An 18,293-nucleotide genomic window follows, 5' to 3' on the forward strand; every position below is an offset into this window, starting at 1 on the left:
CGTCGCCAATGGTTCTGGCTTGGGTCGGCCGTGGTCATGCACGTGGCGACGGTGGTCGCGGTGCTGACGTTGGTCGTCCGGGGCCGCGTCGCACCGGTCGAGGCGACGTGCGCCGTGGCGCTGGTGATCGGGGCGCCGATCGCGGGCGTCTGGCTGGAGCGCCGTGATGCGGTGTGCCATCGGCCGGCCCGCTGGCTGCGGAGGGCGCTGGGCGTGGTCGTGCCGACCGCCGCGGCGTTCGGGCTGGTGAGCGGTGCAGCCGTCGGCGGATCGGCGCAGGTGCTGCCGGCGGTGGGCCTCGCCGTGACGCAGGTGGCCTGCGTGGTGCTGGCCGCCCGAGCGCTGAGGTACCCGGTGGGGCCGGAGCTCGGCGAGATGGCCGTCGAGGTGGTCGAGAAGGTCCGGTCGCGCCACCAGGTGGGCGTGCCCGCGTGGGCGTTGCCGGACGAGGTCCGACTGAACGGCCAGGAGATCGTCGTGGTGCTGAGCCCCGGCCCGGGGACCGCGATCGGGATCGTTGTCCGGCTCGACGACGTGAGGGACGTGGCGGTACGCCCGGGCCGGCCGGATGAGGGCCCGTGGATCCGGCTCGACAGCGGCGGGCAGTACTTCGCGGGCGACGGCGACGTTCTCGAGATCCGGCACCGGGACGGCGAGCTGGTCGTGCCCGTGTGCGGCGCCGCGGCATTCGCGGAGGTGATCCGTTCCCGGATCGCCGCGCAGCGGGGTGTGCCGGCGCGGAACTGACCGCCACCGCGGATTCATCGAGCACTCGGAGGTGGTCATTCCAAAGCACAACTTAATGCTCACCTAAATCTGCATCTATGCAGGTCAGCACGCCGGTGGAGGCTCGTCGCCACTCGGCGATCTCGGCATGTGCGAATTAAAGCAGGGGCAGCGGAAAAATGTGCTGTAGATCACGACCGAACGCTCAGATCGCCGTTGCCGACGTGTCGTAGCCTCGTTGATCAACTCGATCGGAATCGTTCCGCAATGACGGAACTCGACTCGAGGTGACGTTTTCGCTCCGCAGGGACGAGTTGTGTGTCCGACGTCGGAGTGGGCCGACCACTGAATCCAAGGACTCGCATGTCTCACCCCGCATCCAGCACAGGCCTCCGCCGGGATCAGGACCGGTTGATCAGGCTGCTGCGCGACTCCGATTCCGCCACGAAGACGCTCTCGGGCTGGACCGGCAGCCCGATCAACCTCCGCGTGGTGAGCCGCCGGGACGGGATGCTCGCCGATTCCGAGTTCGCGGATCTCGACCTGTGGAGCGCCGCGCCGGTGCAGCGCCGCGAGGTGTGCCTGCTGGACTCGCGCGGCACCGTGCTCTCCGCGGCGACGTCGGTCGTCGTGCTCAGCCGCCTGCCTCGTGCGGAGGCCTCCGAGCTGTGCGAGACCGACACCCCGCTCGGGCTGATCCTGGCCCGGCTGCAGGTGCGCCGGCACACGCTCAGGGTGATCCGGCGGGCGTGGGCGGGCGGCCAGGAGACCGAGGTGCTCTTCGAGGTCACGGCCCGCATGGACGTGGGTGGGATCCCCGTCGCCATGGTGCACGAGAAGTACATGGAGGACGCCGTCCACTCCGCGGCGCCCGAGGTGCAGCCGTGACCGACGTCCTGGTCGTCGGCGCGGGGATCGGTGGGTTGACCACCGCGCTCAGCCTCCACCACGCGGGAATCCGGTGCACCCTGGTGGACCGGGCGAACGAGCTGGCCCCGCTGGGCGTCGGCATCAACCTGCAGCCGCACGCCGTACGCGAGCTCACCGAGCTCGGCCTGGGGGACGACCTCGCGGCGATCGGCGTGGCGACCGCGGAGCTGATCCACTACGACCGTCACGGGAACCGCATCTGGGGAGAACCACGTGGCCTCGCCGCGGGCTACCGGTGGCCGCAGTACTCGGTGCACCGCGGCGAGCTGCAGATGCTGCTGCTGCGTGCGGTCCGGGAACGGCTGGGACCGCACGTGGTCAGGGCCGGTACGGCACTGGAGAGCCTCCGGGAGGACGAGGCGGCGGATGCGGTGATCGCGACGCTGCGCGACCGCGTCACCGGCGAGGTGCGGCGGGAGCCCGCGAGCATCGTGATCGGGGCGGACGGCCTGCACTCCGCCGTCCGCGCGCACCTGCACCCGGACGAGGGCCCTCCGGTCCGCAGCGGCATCCGGATGTGGCGGGGCACCGCACGACGAGCCCCGTTCCTCACGGGACGCACCATGATCATGGCGGGCTGCAACTCCGTGGCGAAGTTCGTCGTCTACCCGATCTCGCCGACGGTCGACGGCACCGTGACCGTCAACTGGGTCGCTGAGGTCTCCGCCCCTGAGGATGCGCGTCCCGCCGACTGGACCGCGGCCGGGCGCCTCGACGACGTTCTCCCGCACTACGCGGACTGGGACCTCGGCTGGCTGGACGTGCCGGAGCTGATCCGGGCGAGCGAGCCCATCCTCGAGTACCCGATGGTCGACCGGGATCCGCTGGACCGGTGGGGCACCTCCCGGATCACCCTCCTCGGCGACGCGGCGCACCCCATGTACCCGATCGGCTCCAACGGCGGCTCGCAGGCCGTGATGGACGCCCGGGTGCTGGCCTACCACCTGGCCTCAGCGCCGGACGCGCCCACCGCGCTGGCGCGCTACGAGGCCGACCGGCGCGAACCCACCGCGGCGATCGTCCTGGCCAACCGCGCCCTCGGCCCCGAACGGATCCTGCGCACGGTGGCCGAGCGGGCCCCGGACGGGTTCGCGCGCGTCGAGGACGTCCTGTCCGTGCCGGAGCTCGAGGAGATCGCCGCGGCCTACCGGCGCACGACGAGCTCCGAGGTGGCGGCCCTCAACTCGCGTCCTTCCTGGACGCCCGTGATGACCCACTGATCGCCCGGCGACCCCGATTTCGCCCGGTCGATGACGACGAACACCGGAGGATGCAATGAGAACTCGAGTCGGTCGAATGCTGGGAGGTGCACTCCGGCGCGGCAGAGTCGCGGCCGGCGTGGTCACGTTCCTGCTGCTGGGAGGTGTGGCCATCCCGGCCACCGCGCAGCCCGCGTTCGGTGAGGCCGCGTCCCGCGGGCCGTTGGTCACGATGTGCAAGGTGCTCAAGGGCACCCCGGTGGAGCTCACGGTCAGCGTGCCGCGGCAGGTGGCCGACAAGTTGCTGACCGACACCGACTCGTACGAGGGCCCGTGCGCCCTGTACGGGAAGAGCGAGTCGCTCGGGAACGGCAAGGTCACGGCGTTCTCGCAGAGCGTGGGCCTCGAGCCGAAGGTGATCGGGCTCCTTGCGGAGGACAGCACCTTCGACGGGCTGCCCTACCACCCGATGTCCAGCCAGCTGTGGTGCTACGACAAGGACCAGGACGGCACGATCGGTGAGATGGAGTGCGCCGGCGGGCACGAGCGGGCCCTCCCGCTGAACCCGATCTTCACCACTGCGGTGGACACCACCTTCACCTACGTGCTGGCGAACTGGAACCCCATGGGGCACATCCCGCCGGGTGTCTGGGACACCGCGCACTTCGACGTCCACTTCTACATGAACCCCAACCGGGAGCGGACCGCGATCCGGCCCGGGCCGTGCCCGCAGCTCACCAACTGCGACGACTACAAGCTGGGCAAGATCCTCCCGGAGGAGAAGTACCGCCACCCCGACTACGCCGACCTGGACGCCGTCGAGCCGGCCATGGGCAACCACCTCCTGGACACGAAGACCCCGGAGCTCAACGGGGGCGAGTTCACCAGCACCTTCATCTACGGCAGCTGGAACGGCAAGATCACCTTCTACGAGCCGATGGTGAACCTCGAGCAGTACAACGGCCTGCGGAGCGGGGAGATCGAGGACTCCTGCACCGACATCAAGGCTCCCCAGGCGTGGCAGCGCTCCGGCTGGTACCCCACCAAGTACTGCCTGCGGCACCGCGACAACCGCGGCGAGACCCTCACCACGCTCGAGGACTTCGTCTACCGGAAGGCCGGCTGACCTGCGGGGCGCCTGCTCGGTGACGCATTCTCCCGACGCAGGCGCGATCTATCGTCCTCGCATGACCATCCATGCGCGGCCGCCCCGATCGCGCCTGCTCGGGAGTCTCCTCCGGGATGTGACGCCTCGTGGCGGATAGCGCCGTTCCCCGGCCGAACGGGCGGGAGATGCTGGTCAACGCCAGGTTGGCGTTCACCCACGTGTGGTCGGCCGCACCGGGCGCCCTGCTCGGCTACCTCCTGGCGACCGCGGCCGCGGCCGCAGCTCCGGTCCTGGTCGCCTGGTTGACCAAGACCGTCCTCGACGGGGTGGCCGCCGGGATGGCATTCGGCGATCTCGTCGCGGGGGCGGTCACGCTCGCGGTCGCGGGCGCCGTGGTGGCGGTGGTCCCGCAGGTGAGCCGGTACCTGACCGGCCAGCTCGAGCGGACGTCCTCCCTCTACTCGACCGAGCGGCTGTACCGGGCGGTCGGGCGGTTCATCGGGCTGGGCCGTTTCGAGGACCCGGAGTCGCTCGACCGGCTGCGCCTGGCGGACAACAGCACCCGGGCCCCGGCCGCGGTCGTGAACTCCGGCCTGCAGGTGGTCGGCGGCGCGATGACCGTCACCGGGTTCGTCGGGACGCTGGTCGTGGTCAGCCCGGTGATGACAGCCATCGTCCTCGCCTCGTCGATCCCGGTCCTGCTCGCCGAGCTCGGGTTGTCGCGCAAGCGCGGGGCGATGGAGTGGCAGCTCGGCCCGGCCGAGCGCAGGGAATTCTTCTACAGCAGCCTGCTGACCGAGGTGAACGCCGCCAAGGAGGTCCGGCTGTACGGGCTGTCGGACTTCCTGCGCGGGCGGATGCTGACCGAACGCCGTGCCTCGGACGCGGCGCGCCGCGCGATGGACGTCAGGGAGACGTGGACCCAGGGCGGGCTGTCGCTGCTGGGCGCCGTGGTCGTCGGCGGTGGGCTGATCTGGGCGATCCGCGCCGCCGCGCAGGGCGAGATCTCCGTGGGCGACGTGTCGCTCTTCGTCGGCGGTGTCATGGCGGTGCAGGGTGCGGTCGGCGGGCTGATCTCGGGTTCCGCGGAAGCGCACCACCAGGTGCTGCTGTTCGACCACTACCGGCGGATCGTCGAGGCCGAACCCGACCTCCCGTTGCCGGCCCGGCCGCGGCCCACGCCGCCGATGCAGCGGGGCATCGAGCTGCGGGACGTGTGGTTCCGCTACAGCGACGACCACCCGTGGGCGCTACGCGGGATCTCCGTGCACATCCCGCACGGCCGGGCCGTCGGACTCGTCGGCCGCAACGGCGCGGGAAAATCCACTCTTGTCAAATTGCTCTGCCGGTTCTACGACCCCACGAAGGGGGCCATCTACTGGGACGGTATCGATCTTCGGGAGCTCGATCCGGACACCTTGCGGCGCAGGCTCGCGGGTGTGTTCCAGGACTACATGGAATATGATCTGACCGCTGCCGAGAACATCGGGATCGGCGACCTCGACGGTCTCACCGACCGCAATCGGATCGTCACCGCGGCCCGCCGGGCCGGAATCCACGACAAGCTGGTGAAACTGCCGCGCGGTTACCAGACCCTGCTCTCGCGGCTGTTCATGAGCGAGGCGGACAAAGAGGATGCCGAGACCGGCGTCGTCGTTTCCGGCGGCCAGTGGCAACGGCTTGCACTGGCCCGCGCGCTCTTCCGCGACCAGCCGGATCTCATGATCCTGGACGAACCCAGCTCCGGGCTGGACGCCGAGGCCGAGGCCCGCGTCCACGAGCAGATCCGGCGGCACCGCGCGGGTCGCACGAGCCTGCTGATCTCGCACCGGATGAGCACCATCCGCGACGCCCAACACATCCTCGTCCTCGACGAGGGCATGCTGGCTGAGCAGGGAAAACACGATGATCTCATGGCGTGCGGCGGGATCTACGCCGGGCTGTTCCGGATGCAGGCCGCGGGCTACGGCGACCTGGTCGATGACGCCGACGCCGACGCGGCGACGGAACTGATCCGAGCCGTCCAGCCGGCCACGGTACCGATCCGGGTCGTCCGGCCGAGGCGGTAGTCCGCACACAGAACCGGCGGTAGTCGAATCCACGGATCAGTGGGTCCGACTACCGCCGAACTACCAGCTAGCAGTGCGGCCCGCAGCCGATGCCCTTGCGGCAGAAGGTGGGGCGCCCACAGCCGTAGTAGCAGGTCCGGACGTGGCAGCCATCGCTGTAACGGGTGCAGACGCTGCGCTCACTGCACGCGGCGGCCGGAATCTCCGGCGCGATCTTCGCGAGCACGCGGTCGGCGATTCGGTACAACATACTCACTCGATGTCACCTCCTCTAGTGGTGAATGGTGCGAATGCACCCTAGCGATCATGGACGGCCGGCTGCAAGCCGGGCACCGGCGACCGATTTCCGGCTACTTCGCAACCAACTCGCGGGTCTCTTCCACCGAGAGGACCGCCGACATCACCATGTCGCCCTCGACGACGAAGAACGACGGGAAGGTGTCGACTTCAAATGCGGACGCGATCGGGCCACCGGAGTCCGGCTCCCGCACCACGGGCACCGACTCGAGCATGCGGAGCAGCTCGTCGCCGCCGTCACCGGACACCACGGCGAACCCCGACGTCCCGGACGCCACCGCGGCGGCGAAGTCGGGCGCCTGCTCCAGGCACCCGGGGCACGTGGTCGAGAAGAACCCGATCACGCCAGGCTTGTCGCCGAGGAAGCCTTCGTCCACGGTCCGGCCGTCCACCGTCTCCCCGGTGAACGCCGGCACCTTCGCGCCTGCGGGCAAGCCGCCTGGCCCGGCGAAGACCGGCCCGAGCGTGGCGAACTTCCGCTCGTGCGCGGCGAGCCGCCGCACCATCGCGCCCGTCAACAGCAGGTTGGCGACCACCAGGACCCCCAGCACCACCAGGGCGACCACGACGAGTTCCACGGGAACACTCCTTCAACGAGTCAAGGGCAGCGGCATCGGCCGCGCGGCCTCAGCCGGCACGCGGAGCGACGACCTCGACCAGGTCGTCGAAGCCGGCGACGGCGGCGAGCAGGGCGGCGGCGAGCACACCGGTGACCACGAACGCGCCGATCGTGGGTGGCGCTGCCTGGGCCGCCGCGAGGATCGCGCCTGCGGTGGCGACCGCCGCGAGCACGAGGTTGCGGGCGACGTGCGCGCCCCGCAACGGCGCCCCGACCGCACCGAAGCAGCGGCAGCGTGGACGGCTGCCGCGCCGCAGGGTCAGGCCGATGACGGCGGCGAACCCGAACAGCAACACCGCGCCGAGCGCCAGACCGGCCACCGCGGTGGCCGGCACCAGCGCGAGCGGGACGACGGCGACCTCGGCGGCGGTCACCGCCGCCGCGACCGGAACACGGACCCGCGGCGGCACGTGGAAGCCGGCCAGCGACAGCACGAACGCCTGCTGCTCCCGCAGCTTGCCGTAGGCCGACATCGCGAACACTCCGGCCGTGACGAACTGGCTCGTCAGCAGCAGGTAGATCACGTGGCGGCGCTCCGGATGGCCTCAGGCCCCGCGGCGCGCGAGACGGCTGTCAGCGGGTGTGCACGATAGCCGAGGATGATCAAAGGTTTCAACATCGCCCGATATGAGGCGGCTCTCAGGACGCGACGACGAGCACGACCTTGCCGCGGCCGTGGCCGCTCCCGACGTCACGGTGGGCATCGGCGGCGCGATCGAGCGGGTAGGCCTGCCGGACGTGGACCTGCAGCTCGCCCGCCTCGTGGAACGCGAGCATCTCGGTGAGGCGGGCCGTGGACCGCACGCCGGCCCACTCGCGGATCCCGAGCTGTGCGACCTCGTCGGAGAACACCATGGAGACCACGCGGTCGGGGTCCGCGGTGACCTCGAGGGTCGCCCGCAGGCCGTCGGCCTCCCAGCCGAGCGCCGCGTCCACGCCGCCGGGCGCGACGGCCCTGATCCGGTCGGCGAGGCCGGGGCCGTAGGTCACCGGGACGACGTCGAGTGAGCGCAGGTGGTCGTGGTTCTCCGGCCGGGCGGTGCCGATCACGGTGCCTGCGCCCCGCAGCCGCGCCAACTGCACCGCCATCGTGCCCAGGGCGCCGGCTGCGCCGTTGACGAGGACGGTGTCGCCGGGGCGGATGCCCATCTGCTCCACCGCCATGTGCGCGCCCTGCGCGGAGCCGGAGAACGCTCCGGCGACCTCCCACGGCATGCCGTCCGGCTTGGGTGCGATCTGGTCGGCGCCGACCACGACGTGCTCGGCGTAGCTGCCGAGCGTGCTGAACCCGACGACCGCGGTCCCGGTGGTGACGCCGTCGACGCCGTCGCCGAGCTGGTCGACCACCCCGGCGAACTCGTTGCCGGGGATCACCGGCATGTCGAACGTCCGGCCGGGCGGGAACCCACCTGCCCGCACCCGGCAGTCGAACGGCTGCACGCCCGCGGCGCGGACCCGTACGCGCACCTGCCCCGGTCCGGCCTGCGGCTCGGGCACCTCCATCGTGCGCAGGACGTCCGGTGGCCCGAACGAGGTCAACGCGGCGGCCCTCACAGCAGCTCCCTCGCCTGCGCGACGAGCTCCCACTGCCGGCGCCAGTCGCCGGCGGCGGTGCCCAGGACGACGTGCCGGACGCCCGCTCCGGCGTACTCGGCCAACCGATCGGCGACCTGCTGCGGGCTGCCGGTGATCGGCACGCGCCGGGCCTCGTCGAGCGGGAGGCCGTAGCCCTCGTGGAGGCCGCGCACCAGCTCGTCGACCCCGGAGGACGCGTCCGGACCGAGCGCGACGGTGCCGCCGACGGCGACGCCCGGCGTCGGTCGACCGGCCTCGGCGGCGAGCTCGGCCAGCCGTCGGGCACTCGCGGCGACCTTCTCGGGCGTGATCATCGAGGGGTACCAGGCGTCGCCGTGCCGCGCGGCCCTGCGGATGGCCACCGTGCTGTTCCCGCCGATCCAGATCGGCGGGACCGACGCCGACGGGGCGATCGTGATCTCCGCACCCCCGACCCGAGTGGGCTTGCCCGCGATCAGCCCGGGGAGCAGCGCGAGCGACTCGTCCGTGCGGCGTCCGCGCTCGTCGAAGGGCACGCCGACCGCGTCCCACGCGGCGCGACCGTGCATCTCACCGCTGGACCCGATGCCGAGGACGACCCGGTCGGCGCTCATCTGCTGGAGGGCCGCGACCTGCTTCGCCGCCCACGCGACGGGGCGCAGCGCGAGCACCATCACGCCGAAACCGACGCGGATCCGCTCCGTGGCGGCGGCCGCGGTGGCCAGCACCGTGACGCTGTCCGGGTACGGGACCGCGGGCACGAGGTGATCGCCCATGAACACCGCTTCCATGCCGAGCTCCTCGGCGAACCGCGCGGCGTCACCGATCTCGCGGCCGGTGGCCACTGCCAGGTCGTTGAGGATGACGCCCACCCGCAACTTGTCGGAGTGATTCACTCCGACAAGTTATATCGGAGCGTTGCGATCCGACAAGCGGGTAGCGTCGTGCCATGACCGGAACACCGGAGGTCGCCCGCAAGCGGGGGAGGTACAACGAGGCGGCGCGCAACGATCGCGCCGTGCTCGAGGCCGCGCGCGAGGTGTTCACCACCGAGGGATTCGACGCACCGGTGTCCGCCGTCGCCGAGCGCGCCGGGTGCGGGGTGGGGAGCCTCTACCGCCGGTACCCGACGAAGGAGGCGCTGCTGCAGCGGTTGTGCGTCCTCGCGATGGAGCAGGCCGTCGAGGCCGCGGAGGCCGGGCTGCGCTGCGCGGACCCGTGGACGGGATTGCGGCAGTACGTCGTCGACTGCGTCGCCTTCGGCTCGGGAGCCCTGGCTCCGATCGCCGGGCGGATCGAGACGACACCGGAGATGTGGGAGACGAGCGAGCGCGGCGACCGGGTGATCAACGCCCTCGTCGCACGCGCCCGCGGCGCCGGCGCGCTGCGTGCCGGGGTCACACCGCTCGACATCGCCCTGCTGATCGAGCAGTTCAGCCGGCGGGGGAGCGGCGCGCTGCCCGCCGACGACGACAACAACCGCAGCCGCCTGCTGGCGATCGCGCTGGACGGCCTGCGGTCCCACAACACCGATCCGTTGCCGGGTCGCCCGCCGGACCCCGACGCGTACGCCGCCCGCTGGCAGCGCAGCTGATCACCGTGCCAGGTGCGCCAGCACCACCACCACGAGCGCGGCCACACCGGTCAGGGTGCAGGCGATGCAGACGGCCGCCACGAGCCTCCCGCCCGGCCCGGAGGCGAGGTCGCCGTCCTGGAGCAGGCAGGCCTGCGCCCGGCGGGCCCGGCGGGTGGACCCGAGGACGAGTGCCCCGGCCAGGCCCAGCCCGAGCAGCCCGATGACCACGGCGCCCGCGCCCAGCGTCGGGACCAGCAGGCGGGTGCCGGCGATCGCCCCGACGGCCACGGCCAGGCCGGTGCGCCGCCAGGCCAGCGCGGTGCGCTCGGGCTGCAGCCCGGGGTCGAAGACCTGCGCCCCGCCGGTCATCGCAGGAGCAGGGCCGCCAGGAGGAGCGCGCCCGTGATCGCCGTGCCGACGGCCAGCGGGACCATCAGCGACGGCGCGGTGAGCGGCCTGCCGTGCCGCATCGCCCGCTCGTCCCGGCTCCAGGCGAACCAGGCCTGCACCGGCGTGAGCAGGCCCAGGACGATCAGCAGCACCGCGGCGGTGAGCCGGAGCTGGGGCTGCATGGGTGGGGCGACGGCCTCGAGCGCGACGCCGCAGGCGATCAGGGCGAGCGCGGTGCGGATCCACGCGAGGAACGTGCGCTCGTTGGCGAGCGTGAATCGCGGGTCGGGTTCGCTGCCCTCGCCGAACACCCAGCGAGGGAAGCGACGGGACGCCACCGGACTGCTCATCACCGCCAGTCTGCACCACAATGTCCGGTCATATCGAACGATCTCCCAGCTCGTGAGACGGAGATCTCCTGGTCACAGGAGCACGGACTCGGGCACGTCGGCGCCGAGGAGCAGGCCTCCGGCCAGCTCGAAGATGCTCGGCGCCGCCTGGACGTGCGCCGCGGCGGTGCGCAGGTCCTGGAAGCGCCGTTGCAGCGGGTGGTCCTCCGCCACCGCGGTCGCGCCCGCCACCTGCTGCAGGACGTCGGCGACCCCCACGGCGGCCGAGATCGCGTGCGTGATCGCGAGGCGCACCCGGATCCGCTGCTCCCGGCTGGGCGGGTCGCCGGCCAGGATGGTCGCCCACACCTGCGCCACCGCCTCCCGCAGCCACGCCCGGGCGGAGGCGACCTTCGCCTCGGCCCGCGCCGCCGTGATCTGCACCATCGGCCGGTCGCGCAGTACCGCCCCGCTCAGCCAGCGGGTGGTGCCCTCCGCGACCTCGATGAACGCGCCGAGCGCTCCGCGGGCCACCCCGAGCGCCTGCGCGGCCTGCAGCACGAAGACGAGGTTCTGGTAGCCGTCGCGGTACAGCGGCCCGTCGTGCGGTGCCGTGCCCGGTGCCGGCATCGGCAGGGTCCAGTCGTCGGCGACGGTGACGTCGTGGAGCGAGAAGTCGTGGCTGCCCGTGGCGCGCAACCCGACGGAACGCCAGGTGTCGTGCACCGTGGCCGCGCCGGCGGGCACGTAGACGAGCCGCAGGGCGCGGGCCTGCTCCACCACGCACGTGCCGTACAGGTGGTCGGCGTAGGTGCAGCCGCTCGCGAAGCCCCACCGCCCGCTCACCCGGTAACCGCCGTCGACCCGGACGGCGCGGCCGCCGGGGCGCAGCACGCCGGCCAGCGTGGCCGCCGGCCTGCCGACGACCTGCGCGGCGACCTGCGGTGGCAGGAACGCCGCGAACCACGCGGACTGGGCGCCGATCATGATCGCCCACCCGGCCGAGCCGTCCACCCGGGACGCGGCCTCCACCACGTCGGCGGCGGCGAGCGGGTCCAGCTCGAGCCCGCCGAGCGCGCGCGGGACGAGCAGGGCGAACAGCCCGGCCTCGGCCATGGAGCGGGCGAGCTCGTCGGGGAGCCGCCGCTGCGCCGCGCTCGCCGCCCTGGTCTGCTCGATGCGCGGCACGAGCAGCTCGAGGGCGGCGAGCGGCGCGGGTGCCGTCGCGGTCATCTCACCGCTTCCGGGCGGTGACGAGCAGGTACTCGGCGTCCCAACCGGCGCCGGTGCTCGTGGACGTGAGGAACTCGAGGAAGTCGCGGTCGAGCGCTGCGATCCGGTCCGGCCGGTCGGCGTTGAACTTGTACACGGCGATCGTCGGGCCGTAGTTGCGCTTCCAGTACTCGCGGAACTCGAGCGGATCGGTGTGGCGCTTCATCCGCACGGTGCGGCGCTGCATCTCCAGGTCCGCGACCCGGTCGTCGAACAGCCCGCGGACGTGCTCCTCGTCGCCCCACTTCGGCGGCGGGGTGGCGCCGGGCGGCGGTGGCGGCGCGTAGGGGCCCATCGTCGCGAACAACTGCCCGATGAACCCCTGCGGCGTCCAGTTGATCAAGCCGATCGTCCCGCCCGGGCGCGTCACCCGGACCAGCTCGTCGGCCACCTTCTGGTGCCGCGGGGCGAACATGGCCCCGACGCAGGACAGCACCACGTCGAACTCGTCGTCGCCGAAGGGCATGGCCTCCGCGTCGGCCTCGGTCCACGTGAGCTCGACGCCCCGCTCGGCGGCGATCCGCCTGCCCGCGTCGAAGAGCTCGGGCGTCAGGTCCGACGCGACGACGTCGGCTCCCGTGGCTGCGGCCGGGATGGCCGCGTTGCCGGATCCCGCGGCGACGTCGAGCACCCGCCGGCCCGCGCGCACGCCGGTGGCCTCCACCAGCACCTGGCCGAGCTCGGGGATGAGCTCCGCCGCCACGGTCGCGTAGTCGCCGGACGCCCACAGCGCCCGGTGCTTGGCCTTGAGCTCGCGGTCGGTGTTCTGCACGGTCTCGGTCATGTCGTCCTCACAGAGACGGGATTTCCTGGGTGCCGCAAGCCTGCGCGTCCCCGCATCGGCGCTGTTTCGGCTGCCGTGAAATCCGCTGGTCAGGCTGGGCGAGCGCGGCGCGGGCATGCGACACGACCATCGATCCGGACAGCAGCGCCCCCGCCGCCGTCGCGGCCGCGTACCGCTCCTCGCCCAGCGCGCGGGCGAGGTCGGCGAGCCGGGCCGCGTCGAGCGGGGACGGCCTCCCCGCGGCGAGGAGCGCGGCGTGCAGCGCGACGGCGTCCGCCGCGGTGCCGACGCGGGCCAGCAGGCGCACGACGTACCGCAGGGCGATCCACTGTTGGCTCCAGTCGCCGACACGTTCCCAGTGGTCGAGGACGCCGAGGAAGTCCTGGCACGCGCGGTGCGGATCGGCGTGCACGGCCCGGGTGGCGGCGGCCTCCATCAGCGCGATGCCGTGCCACCAGAAGTTGCGCACCGAGGACGCGAGCTCTCCCGCCTCCTCGAACAGCGCCAGGGCGCGGTCCGGGTCGGACTTCTTCAGCACGAGGCCGAGCGCGTAGCGGGCCATCGACCTGGCGGTGGGGTTGGCGGTCGGCTCCGCCACCCGCACCGCTTCCTGTGCGGCCGCCAGCCCGGCCTCGGGTGTGCGCAGGACGGCCTGGCACACCGCGACGTAGTAGAGGGTCCAGACCAGCCGGATCGGGTCGTCGTCGCGGCGGGCCCGCTCCACCTCGGCGCGGTAGTGCTGCAGGGCCGTGGTGGCGTCGCCCTCGTAGAGGGCCACGTCGGCGAGGATGTCGGCGGGGTAGGCCACCCGGCCCGTGCCGCGCCCCGGCACCCGTCCGTGCGCCCGGCCGGCGAGCGAGCGGGCGCGCGCGAAGTCTCCGCGGTTCCACGCGCCGCGCGCCGCCGCGCCTGCTGCTGCCGCGAACAGCGGGTGTCCGGGGTCGGCGAGGTCGAGCGCGCGCTCGGCCCACCGCGCGGACTCGTAGCCCAGGCGCAGGTGCGCGAGCTCGGGGAGCGCGGTGACCAGCCGCAGGGCGAGGTCGGCGTCCGCGTCGGCCACGGTGCGCTCGAACGCGGCGCGCAGGTTGTCGATGTCGGGCAGCACCCGCTCCACCCAGATCCGTTCGTCCGGCCCCTGCACGGCCCGGGCGCCCCGCTCGGCGAGCGCGGTGAAGTACTCGGCGTGCCGCCGGGCGAACCGGTCGGCCGGCCCGACCTCCGCGAGGCGCTCGCGCCCGTACGCGCGCAGCGTCTCCAGCACGAGGTAACGGGAGCGGCCCGGCCCGTCGCGCGGAATGACCATGGACTTGTCGACGAGCCCGACCAGCAGGTCGAGGGTGTCGTCCTCGGTGGTCCCCGGGTCGGCGCACACGCCGTGCGCGGCGTCGAGGTCGAAACCGCCCGCGAACAGCGACAGCCGGGCGAACAGCGCGCGCTCCGGCGCGGAGAGCAGCCGGTAGGACCAGTCGATCGCGGCGACGAGGCTCTGGTGGCGCGGGTCCGCGCCGCGGGCGGTGCGCACCAGCCGCGAGGTGTCGAGCCGCTGCGCGAGCTCGGTGGCCGACATCGCCCGGATCCGGGCCGCCGCGAGCTCGATGGCGAGGGGCAGGCCGTCGAGCCGCCTGCAGATCTCGCCGACCGCCTCCTCGACGTCGTGGTCCAGGCCGAACCCCGGACGGTGCGCCTTGGCCCGGTCGGCGAACAGCGCGGCCGCGTCGGCCTCGGGGAGCGGGTGCACCGGGAGGACCTGCTCGCCCTCGACGCCGAGCGGCTCCCGGCTCGTGGCGAGCACCACCACCGCCGGGCAGTGGTGCACGATCCGGTCGACGACCCGCGCCGCGGCGTCGAGGACGTGCTCGCAGTTGTCCAGTACGAGGAGCAGCGCGCGACCCTCGAGGTAGTCGGTGACGGTCTGTTCGATGCCGAGCCCCTGTTGCTGCTGCACGCCGAGGGCACGGGCCACGGCGTGCCCCACGGCGGCGCCGTCGGACAACGCCGCCAGCTCGCAGAGCCGCACGCCGTCGGGGAACCGGTCGCCGATCCGGTGGGCGGCCTCGACGGCGAGGCGGGTCTTACCGACCCCACCGACCCCGGTGAGGGTCACCAGCGGGCCCTCCCGCCCGGCCGCGTCGACGCGCCGGACGTCCTCGGCGCGCCCGAGGAACCGGGTGGGGCGCCGCTCGAGAGTGCTCCGAGCCCGCCCGGCCGCGGGCCCCGCGGGCGGCGCGCCCGGGTCGGCCTCGAGGATCCGCTGGTGGACGCGGCGCAGCTCGGGGCCCGGTTCGCTGCCCAGCTCCTCGACGAGGCGGTCGCGGATCCGCCGGTAGGTCGCGAGCGCGTCGGGCTGCCGCCCGCTGCGGTACTGGGCGAGCATGAGCTGCCCCGCCAGGCGTTCGTCGAGCGGGTGCGCCGCGGCCGCGGTCTCGATCTCGGGGAGGAGCTCGGTGTGGCGGCCGGCAGCCAGCGCCGCGTCGTTGCGGTCGAGCACGGCGGCGAGCCGCTCCGCCTCCAACGCCGTGCGGAGGTCGGCGAACCACGGCGCGTCGACGGCCGGGAACGGTTCGCCGCGCCACAGGTCCAGCGCCTGGGTGAACAGGGCGGCCGCCGTGGCGGGGTGCTCGGCCGATCGTGCGCGGGCGACCAGGTGGCGGAACAGGTGCAGGTCGACGGTCAGCGGGTCGGTGCTGAGGAGGTAGCCGCCCGGTCCACGGGTGATCCGCACGCCGTCGAGGCCGGTGAGCAGGCCGCGCAGCCGCGAGACGTAGGCCGACAGGGCGTTGCGGGCGCGGTAGGGCGGCCGGTCCGCCCACACGCGGTCGATGAGCCGGTCGGTCGGCACGGGGCGGCCCACGTCGACCAGCAGGGCCGCGAGCACGGTGCGCTGACGGGTGTGCCCGGTGTCGACCGGGCTCCCGTCGAGGTACGCCTCGACGCCGCCGAGCAGCCGGAACTCCATCGTCATCGCGCCACCGCCGACTCAAGTCTGCGCCGCGGCGGCCCGCGGGAGAAGCGCCCGTCAGGCGGCAGCGCGCTCGTCCCCGCGTTCGAGCGCGGCCCGGCCCGCGCCGGTGAGCAGGGCTCTCGCCGATGCCCCGGCGGCCCGGGCCAGCAACCCGGCGGCGATGAGGGCGTGCGCGCGGGGCTGGTCGCAGAACCAGCGGCCGTCGACGCGCAGGTCGGGGGTGCCCGCGGGGGCGATGTCGCACCGGCCTGCGGCCACGGCGCGCAGCAGCGCCCGGTCGCGGCCGGTGAGGGTGAGCGTCATGGTGGTCATGGCAGTACCTCCGTTCCTGAAGACGCCTGCGGTTCGGTGGTGGTTGGCCCCGACCCCGAACGAGTTGCCGCTGTGCGCTCAGAGGGCGGTGAGCGCGCCGGCCACCGCCAGCCCGGCGACGACCGGGAGGACGAGGCCCCGGCGCCGCCACGCGATCACGCCGGCGACGAGCGCGCCGAGCAGCACCGGTAGCCGGGCCGCGAGCTCGGGCAGGGCGTTGCCGCCCGCGATCCCGGCGCCCACCATCGCCGCGATGGCCGCGGGCGCCGCGTGGTCGAGCAGCCGCCGCGCCGGGGCCGGGAGCCGGGCCGCGGGCAGCAGCGTGATCGGGATGACGCGCAGGAGCCAGGACACGGCGCCCGCCGCCACCAGGGTCGCGACGATCGCGAGGGCGTTCATGACGGCACCCGGTCGAGCAGGGCGCCCGCGGCGATCCCGGCGGCGATGCCGGCGATCAGCCCGACGCCACCGGGCAGTGGCGCTGCCGCGGTGGCGACGAGCAGCGCGGTGAGCGCGACGAGGAGCGGGCGCACGGCGGTGAGCCGTGGCCCGAGCATCCCGGCCAGCACCACGACCCCGGCGGCGTCCAGCGGGGAGCCGGCCGGGAGGAAGGGGCCGAGCACCCCGCCGAGCCCGACCAGCGCGACCCAGGAGGAGAGCAGCAGCCCGCCGCCCACCAGCCAGTAGCGGCGGAACCGCGCCGGGTCGTCGAGGTCGTCGCGGGCCAGGACCATCAGGTACGTCTGGTCGATCAGCAGGGCGGGGCCGAGCCAGCGGAACCAGCGCGGCTGGCCGCGGAACCGCGGCTCCAGCGCCGTGGAGTACAGCAGCAGGCGGGCGTTGATCAGCACGGCCGCGCCCAGCGCGGCGAGCACACCCGCGCCCGCCGCGAACATCGTCAGCGGGGCGAAGTGGGCGGCGCCGGCGAACACGGTGGCCGCCGCGGCCATGTCGGCGAGAGGCGGCACGCCGAGCTGGGTTCCGGTCGCGCCGACCACGAGGGCGAACGGCGCGATGCTCAGCGCGACCGGGATCGTGTCGCGGGCGGCGCGCAGTCCGCCGGTGGTGGTTGTGCGGGTCATGTGGCTGATGGTGGGCACCGCTTTGTCGGCAGCTCTGCCGCGCTCGTGAAATTCGCAGGTCAGCGGCCTGCTATCGCGGCATCGTTACCCATCACTCCCTATTCGCTCGTGATAGGGAATGATGCGGAACATGAGTGAGTGGTACACCCTGGAGGACGTCGCCGACCGGCTCGGCCTGCACGTCCGCACCGTGCGCGGCTACGTGCGCGACGGCCGGCTGGGTGCGGTGCGCATCGGCAAGCAGTACCGGGTCTCCCACGCCGACCTGCAGGCCCTCACCGGCGGCCCGGCCCGGCCGCGGCAGGTCGCGGTCACGAGTGTCGTCGACGTCGACGGCATCGACGCCGCCACGGCGCAGCGGCTGGCCGGCTTCATCACCGGGCTGCCCGCGCCGGCGGGGGCGCCCCACGTGGACGTCGTGCACGAGCCGGAACGCGACCGGCTCAAGGTGATCGTCGTCGGATCGGTCGAGGCGAGCGCCGAGCTGCTGCGCCTCGTCGGGGCGATGGCGCAGGAGGCGGCGTGACCGGCCCGCTCACCGGGGCGATCGCGCTGCCCGACGGCACGCTCGTGCGGGGGAGGGGCCGCCGGGAGCCGCTGCCGCCCGGCCCGTCACCCGAGTTCGGCCTCTACCTCGGGCGTCCGCCCGGCCGCCCGCGCCTGCTCGCCGGCCGCCGCGAGGAGTGGCGACCCGAGTGGCCTGCGGCCTGGATCGACTGGCCCGACTTCCGCACGCCGCGCCACCCGGGCGAGGCGGCGGCCCGGATCGCGGAGGCGTACGGGCGGGCGCGATCGGGGGAGCGCGTCGAGGTCGCCTGCACCGGCGGCACGGGCCGCACGGGCACCGTGATCGCCTGCATGGCCGTGCTCGCTGGCCACCCGGCCGGTGACGCGGTGGCGTGGACGCGAAGCCACTACCGGCCGCGGGCGGTGGAGACGCCCGGTCAGCGGCGCTGGATCGGCTGGTTCTCCGAGCACCGGTGACGTCGCCGCCGTCCGTTCCCGAGGTCTCGGCGACATTTTTCGGCGACATTTTTTCGGTGACCATGTCGAGGACGGCCCGCCCGTCTCGACGTCCCGGGTG

At 73.4% G+C, this 18,293-nt stretch carries 20 protein-coding genes; 8 read left to right on the top strand and 12 right to left on the bottom strand.

What is annotated here, in order from left to right; translation table 11 throughout:
* The first annotated feature begins 42 nt into the window (after window positions 1-42).
* From ACFPL3_RS08225 to ACFPL3_RS08245, 5 genes are all read left to right on the top strand, one after another.
* A complete protein-coding gene (locus tag ACFPL3_RS08225) occupies window positions 43-747 on the top strand; it encodes a hypothetical protein (protein ID WP_343943263.1) in 705 nt (234 codons plus the stop codon).
* A 390-nt stretch (window positions 748-1,137) separates the two neighbouring features.
* Entirely contained in the window at window positions 1,138-1,614 is a 477-nt protein-coding gene (locus ACFPL3_RS08230; protein ID WP_343943262.1) for a chorismate--pyruvate lyase family protein, read from the top strand.
* The gene (locus ACFPL3_RS08235) at window positions 1,611-2,876 is read left to right on the top strand and encodes a flavin-dependent oxidoreductase (protein ID WP_343943261.1); all 1,266 of its coding nucleotides are present in this window, start codon (window positions 1,611-1,613) and stop codon (window positions 2,874-2,876) included. Before ACFPL3_RS08230 ends, ACFPL3_RS08235 begins: the two co-directional genes overlap by 4 nt.
* Window positions 2,877-2,994: 118 nt before the next feature.
* Entirely contained in the window at window positions 2,995-3,981 is a 987-nt protein-coding gene (locus tag ACFPL3_RS08240) for a hypothetical protein (RefSeq protein WP_343943260.1), read from the top strand.
* 128 nt (window positions 3,982-4,109) lie between these two features.
* Complete coding sequence (locus tag ACFPL3_RS08245; protein WP_343943259.1) at window positions 4,110-6,032, top strand: ABC transporter ATP-binding protein; 1,923 nt, start codon at window positions 4,110-4,112, stop codon at window positions 6,030-6,032.
* Window positions 6,033-6,382: 350 nt separating this feature from the next.
* Here ACFPL3_RS08245 and ACFPL3_RS08250 read toward each other — a convergent pair whose 3' ends face one another.
* The 4 genes from ACFPL3_RS08250 to ACFPL3_RS08265 form a co-directional block, all read right to left on the bottom strand.
* The gene (locus ACFPL3_RS08250) at window positions 6,383-6,907 is read right to left on the bottom strand and encodes a peroxiredoxin family protein (RefSeq protein WP_343943257.1); all 525 of its coding nucleotides are present in this window, start codon (window positions 6,905-6,907) and stop codon (window positions 6,383-6,385) included.
* 49 nt (window positions 6,908-6,956) lie between these two features.
* A complete protein-coding gene (locus ACFPL3_RS08255; RefSeq protein WP_343943256.1) occupies window positions 6,957-7,472 on the bottom strand; it encodes a MauE/DoxX family redox-associated membrane protein in 516 nt (171 codons plus the stop codon).
* Between the two features lie 115 nt (window positions 7,473-7,587).
* Window positions 7,588-8,502, bottom strand: a complete 915-nt coding sequence (locus tag ACFPL3_RS08260) for an NADP-dependent oxidoreductase (protein ID WP_343943255.1) — start codon at window positions 8,500-8,502, stop codon at window positions 7,588-7,590.
* A complete protein-coding gene (locus ACFPL3_RS08265) occupies window positions 8,499-9,398 on the bottom strand; it encodes an LLM class flavin-dependent oxidoreductase (RefSeq protein WP_343943254.1) in 900 nt (299 codons plus the stop codon). Before ACFPL3_RS08265 ends, ACFPL3_RS08260 begins: the two co-directional genes overlap by 4 nt.
* Window positions 9,399-9,451: 53 nt before the next feature.
* Here ACFPL3_RS08265 and ACFPL3_RS08270 point away from each other — a divergent pair, with 53 nt between their 5' ends.
* Entirely contained in the window at window positions 9,452-10,096 is a 645-nt protein-coding gene (locus tag ACFPL3_RS08270) for a TetR/AcrR family transcriptional regulator (protein ID WP_343943253.1), read from the top strand.
* On the opposite strand, the gene ACFPL3_RS08275 is transcribed toward ACFPL3_RS08270, so the two are convergent.
* The 8 genes from ACFPL3_RS08275 to ACFPL3_RS08310 all read right to left on the bottom strand — a co-directional run bounded on the left by ACFPL3_RS08275 (window position 10,097) and on the right by ACFPL3_RS08310 (window position 17,209).
* The gene (locus ACFPL3_RS08275) at window positions 10,097-10,447 is read right to left on the bottom strand and encodes a DUF202 domain-containing protein (protein ID WP_343943252.1); all 351 of its coding nucleotides are present in this window, start codon (window positions 10,445-10,447) and stop codon (window positions 10,097-10,099) included.
* Window positions 10,444-10,818 (bottom strand): YidH family protein, encoded by a 375-nt coding sequence (locus tag ACFPL3_RS08280; protein ID WP_343943251.1) that lies wholly within the window; start codon window positions 10,816-10,818, stop codon window positions 10,444-10,446. The genes ACFPL3_RS08275 and ACFPL3_RS08280 overlap by 4 nt, the downstream gene beginning before the upstream one ends.
* Before the next feature lie 72 nt (window positions 10,819-10,890).
* Window positions 10,891-12,030 carry an acyl-CoA dehydrogenase family protein gene (locus tag ACFPL3_RS08285; protein ID WP_343943250.1) on the bottom strand — a complete coding sequence of 380 codons (1,140 nt, stop codon included), beginning with the start codon at window positions 12,028-12,030 and terminating at the stop codon, window positions 10,891-10,893.
* A gap of 1 nt (window position 12,031) precedes the next feature.
* Window positions 12,032-12,853: a class I SAM-dependent methyltransferase gene (locus tag ACFPL3_RS08290; protein WP_343943249.1), complete on the bottom strand. Its 822-nt coding sequence runs from the start codon at window positions 12,851-12,853 to the stop codon at window positions 12,032-12,034.
* Window positions 12,854-12,860: 7 nt separating this feature from the next.
* The gene (locus ACFPL3_RS08295; RefSeq protein ID WP_343943248.1) at window positions 12,861-15,815 is read right to left on the bottom strand and encodes an AfsR/SARP family transcriptional regulator; all 2,955 of its coding nucleotides are present in this window, start codon (window positions 15,813-15,815) and stop codon (window positions 12,861-12,863) included.
* A 54-nt stretch (window positions 15,816-15,869) separates the two neighbouring features.
* Window positions 15,870-16,127 (bottom strand): hypothetical protein, encoded by a 258-nt coding sequence (locus tag ACFPL3_RS08300; RefSeq protein WP_343943247.1) that lies wholly within the window; start codon window positions 16,125-16,127, stop codon window positions 15,870-15,872.
* A gap of 78 nt (window positions 16,128-16,205) precedes the next feature.
* Window positions 16,206-16,526, bottom strand: coding sequence for an AzlD domain-containing protein (locus ACFPL3_RS08305; RefSeq protein ID WP_343943246.1), 321 nt, complete (start codon window positions 16,524-16,526; stop codon window positions 16,206-16,208).
* Complete coding sequence (locus tag ACFPL3_RS08310; RefSeq protein ID WP_343943245.1) at window positions 16,523-17,209, bottom strand: AzlC family ABC transporter permease; 687 nt, start codon at window positions 17,207-17,209, stop codon at window positions 16,523-16,525. Before ACFPL3_RS08310 ends, ACFPL3_RS08305 begins: the two co-directional genes overlap by 4 nt.
* A gap of 130 nt (window positions 17,210-17,339) precedes the next feature.
* Here ACFPL3_RS08310 and ACFPL3_RS08315 point away from each other — a divergent pair, with 130 nt between their 5' ends.
* Window positions 17,340-17,735 (top strand): helix-turn-helix domain-containing protein, encoded by a 396-nt coding sequence (locus tag ACFPL3_RS08315; RefSeq protein WP_343943244.1) that lies wholly within the window; start codon window positions 17,340-17,342, stop codon window positions 17,733-17,735.
* Complete coding sequence (locus ACFPL3_RS08320) at window positions 17,732-18,193, top strand: protein-tyrosine phosphatase family protein (RefSeq protein WP_343943243.1); 462 nt, start codon at window positions 17,732-17,734, stop codon at window positions 18,191-18,193. The genes ACFPL3_RS08315 and ACFPL3_RS08320 overlap by 4 nt, the downstream gene beginning before the upstream one ends.
* The last annotated feature ends 100 nt before the right edge of the window (window positions 18,194-18,293 follow it).

The sequence above is a fragment of the Pseudonocardia zijingensis genome (assembly GCF_042657305.1).
GTDB lineage: Bacteria > Actinomycetota > Actinomycetes > Mycobacteriales > Pseudonocardiaceae > Pseudonocardia > Pseudonocardia zijingensis.

Coding starts and splice junctions, on each gene's coding strand:
- ACFPL3_RS08285 (WP_343943250.1), bottom strand. CDS start 12,030: ATGACCGCGACGGCACCCGCGCCGCTCGCCGCCCTCGAGCTGCTCGTG.
- ACFPL3_RS08300 (WP_343943247.1), bottom strand. CDS start 16,127: ATGACCACCATGACGCTCACCCTCACCGGCCGCGACCGGGCGCTGCTG.
- ACFPL3_RS08290 (WP_343943249.1), bottom strand. CDS start 12,853: ATGACCGAGACCGTGCAGAACACCGACCGCGAGCTCAAGGCCAAGCAC.
- ACFPL3_RS08315 (WP_343943244.1), top strand. CDS start 17,340: ATGAGTGAGTGGTACACCCTGGAGGACGTCGCCGACCGGCTCGGCCTG.
- ACFPL3_RS08275 (WP_343943252.1), bottom strand. CDS start 10,447: ATGACCGGCGGGGCGCAGGTCTTCGACCCCGGGCTGCAGCCCGAGCGC.
- ACFPL3_RS08295 (WP_343943248.1), bottom strand. CDS start 15,815: ATGACGATGGAGTTCCGGCTGCTCGGCGGCGTCGAGGCGTACCTCGAC.
- ACFPL3_RS08270 (WP_343943253.1), top strand. CDS start 9,452: ATGACCGGAACACCGGAGGTCGCCCGCAAGCGGGGGAGGTACAACGAG.
- ACFPL3_RS08305 (WP_343943246.1), bottom strand. CDS start 16,526: ATGAACGCCCTCGCGATCGTCGCGACCCTGGTGGCGGCGGGCGCCGTG.
- ACFPL3_RS08310 (WP_343943245.1), bottom strand. CDS start 17,209: ATGACCCGCACAACCACCACCGGCGGACTGCGCGCCGCCCGCGACACG.
- ACFPL3_RS08280 (WP_343943251.1), bottom strand. CDS start 10,818: ATGAGCAGTCCGGTGGCGTCCCGTCGCTTCCCTCGCTGGGTGTTCGGC.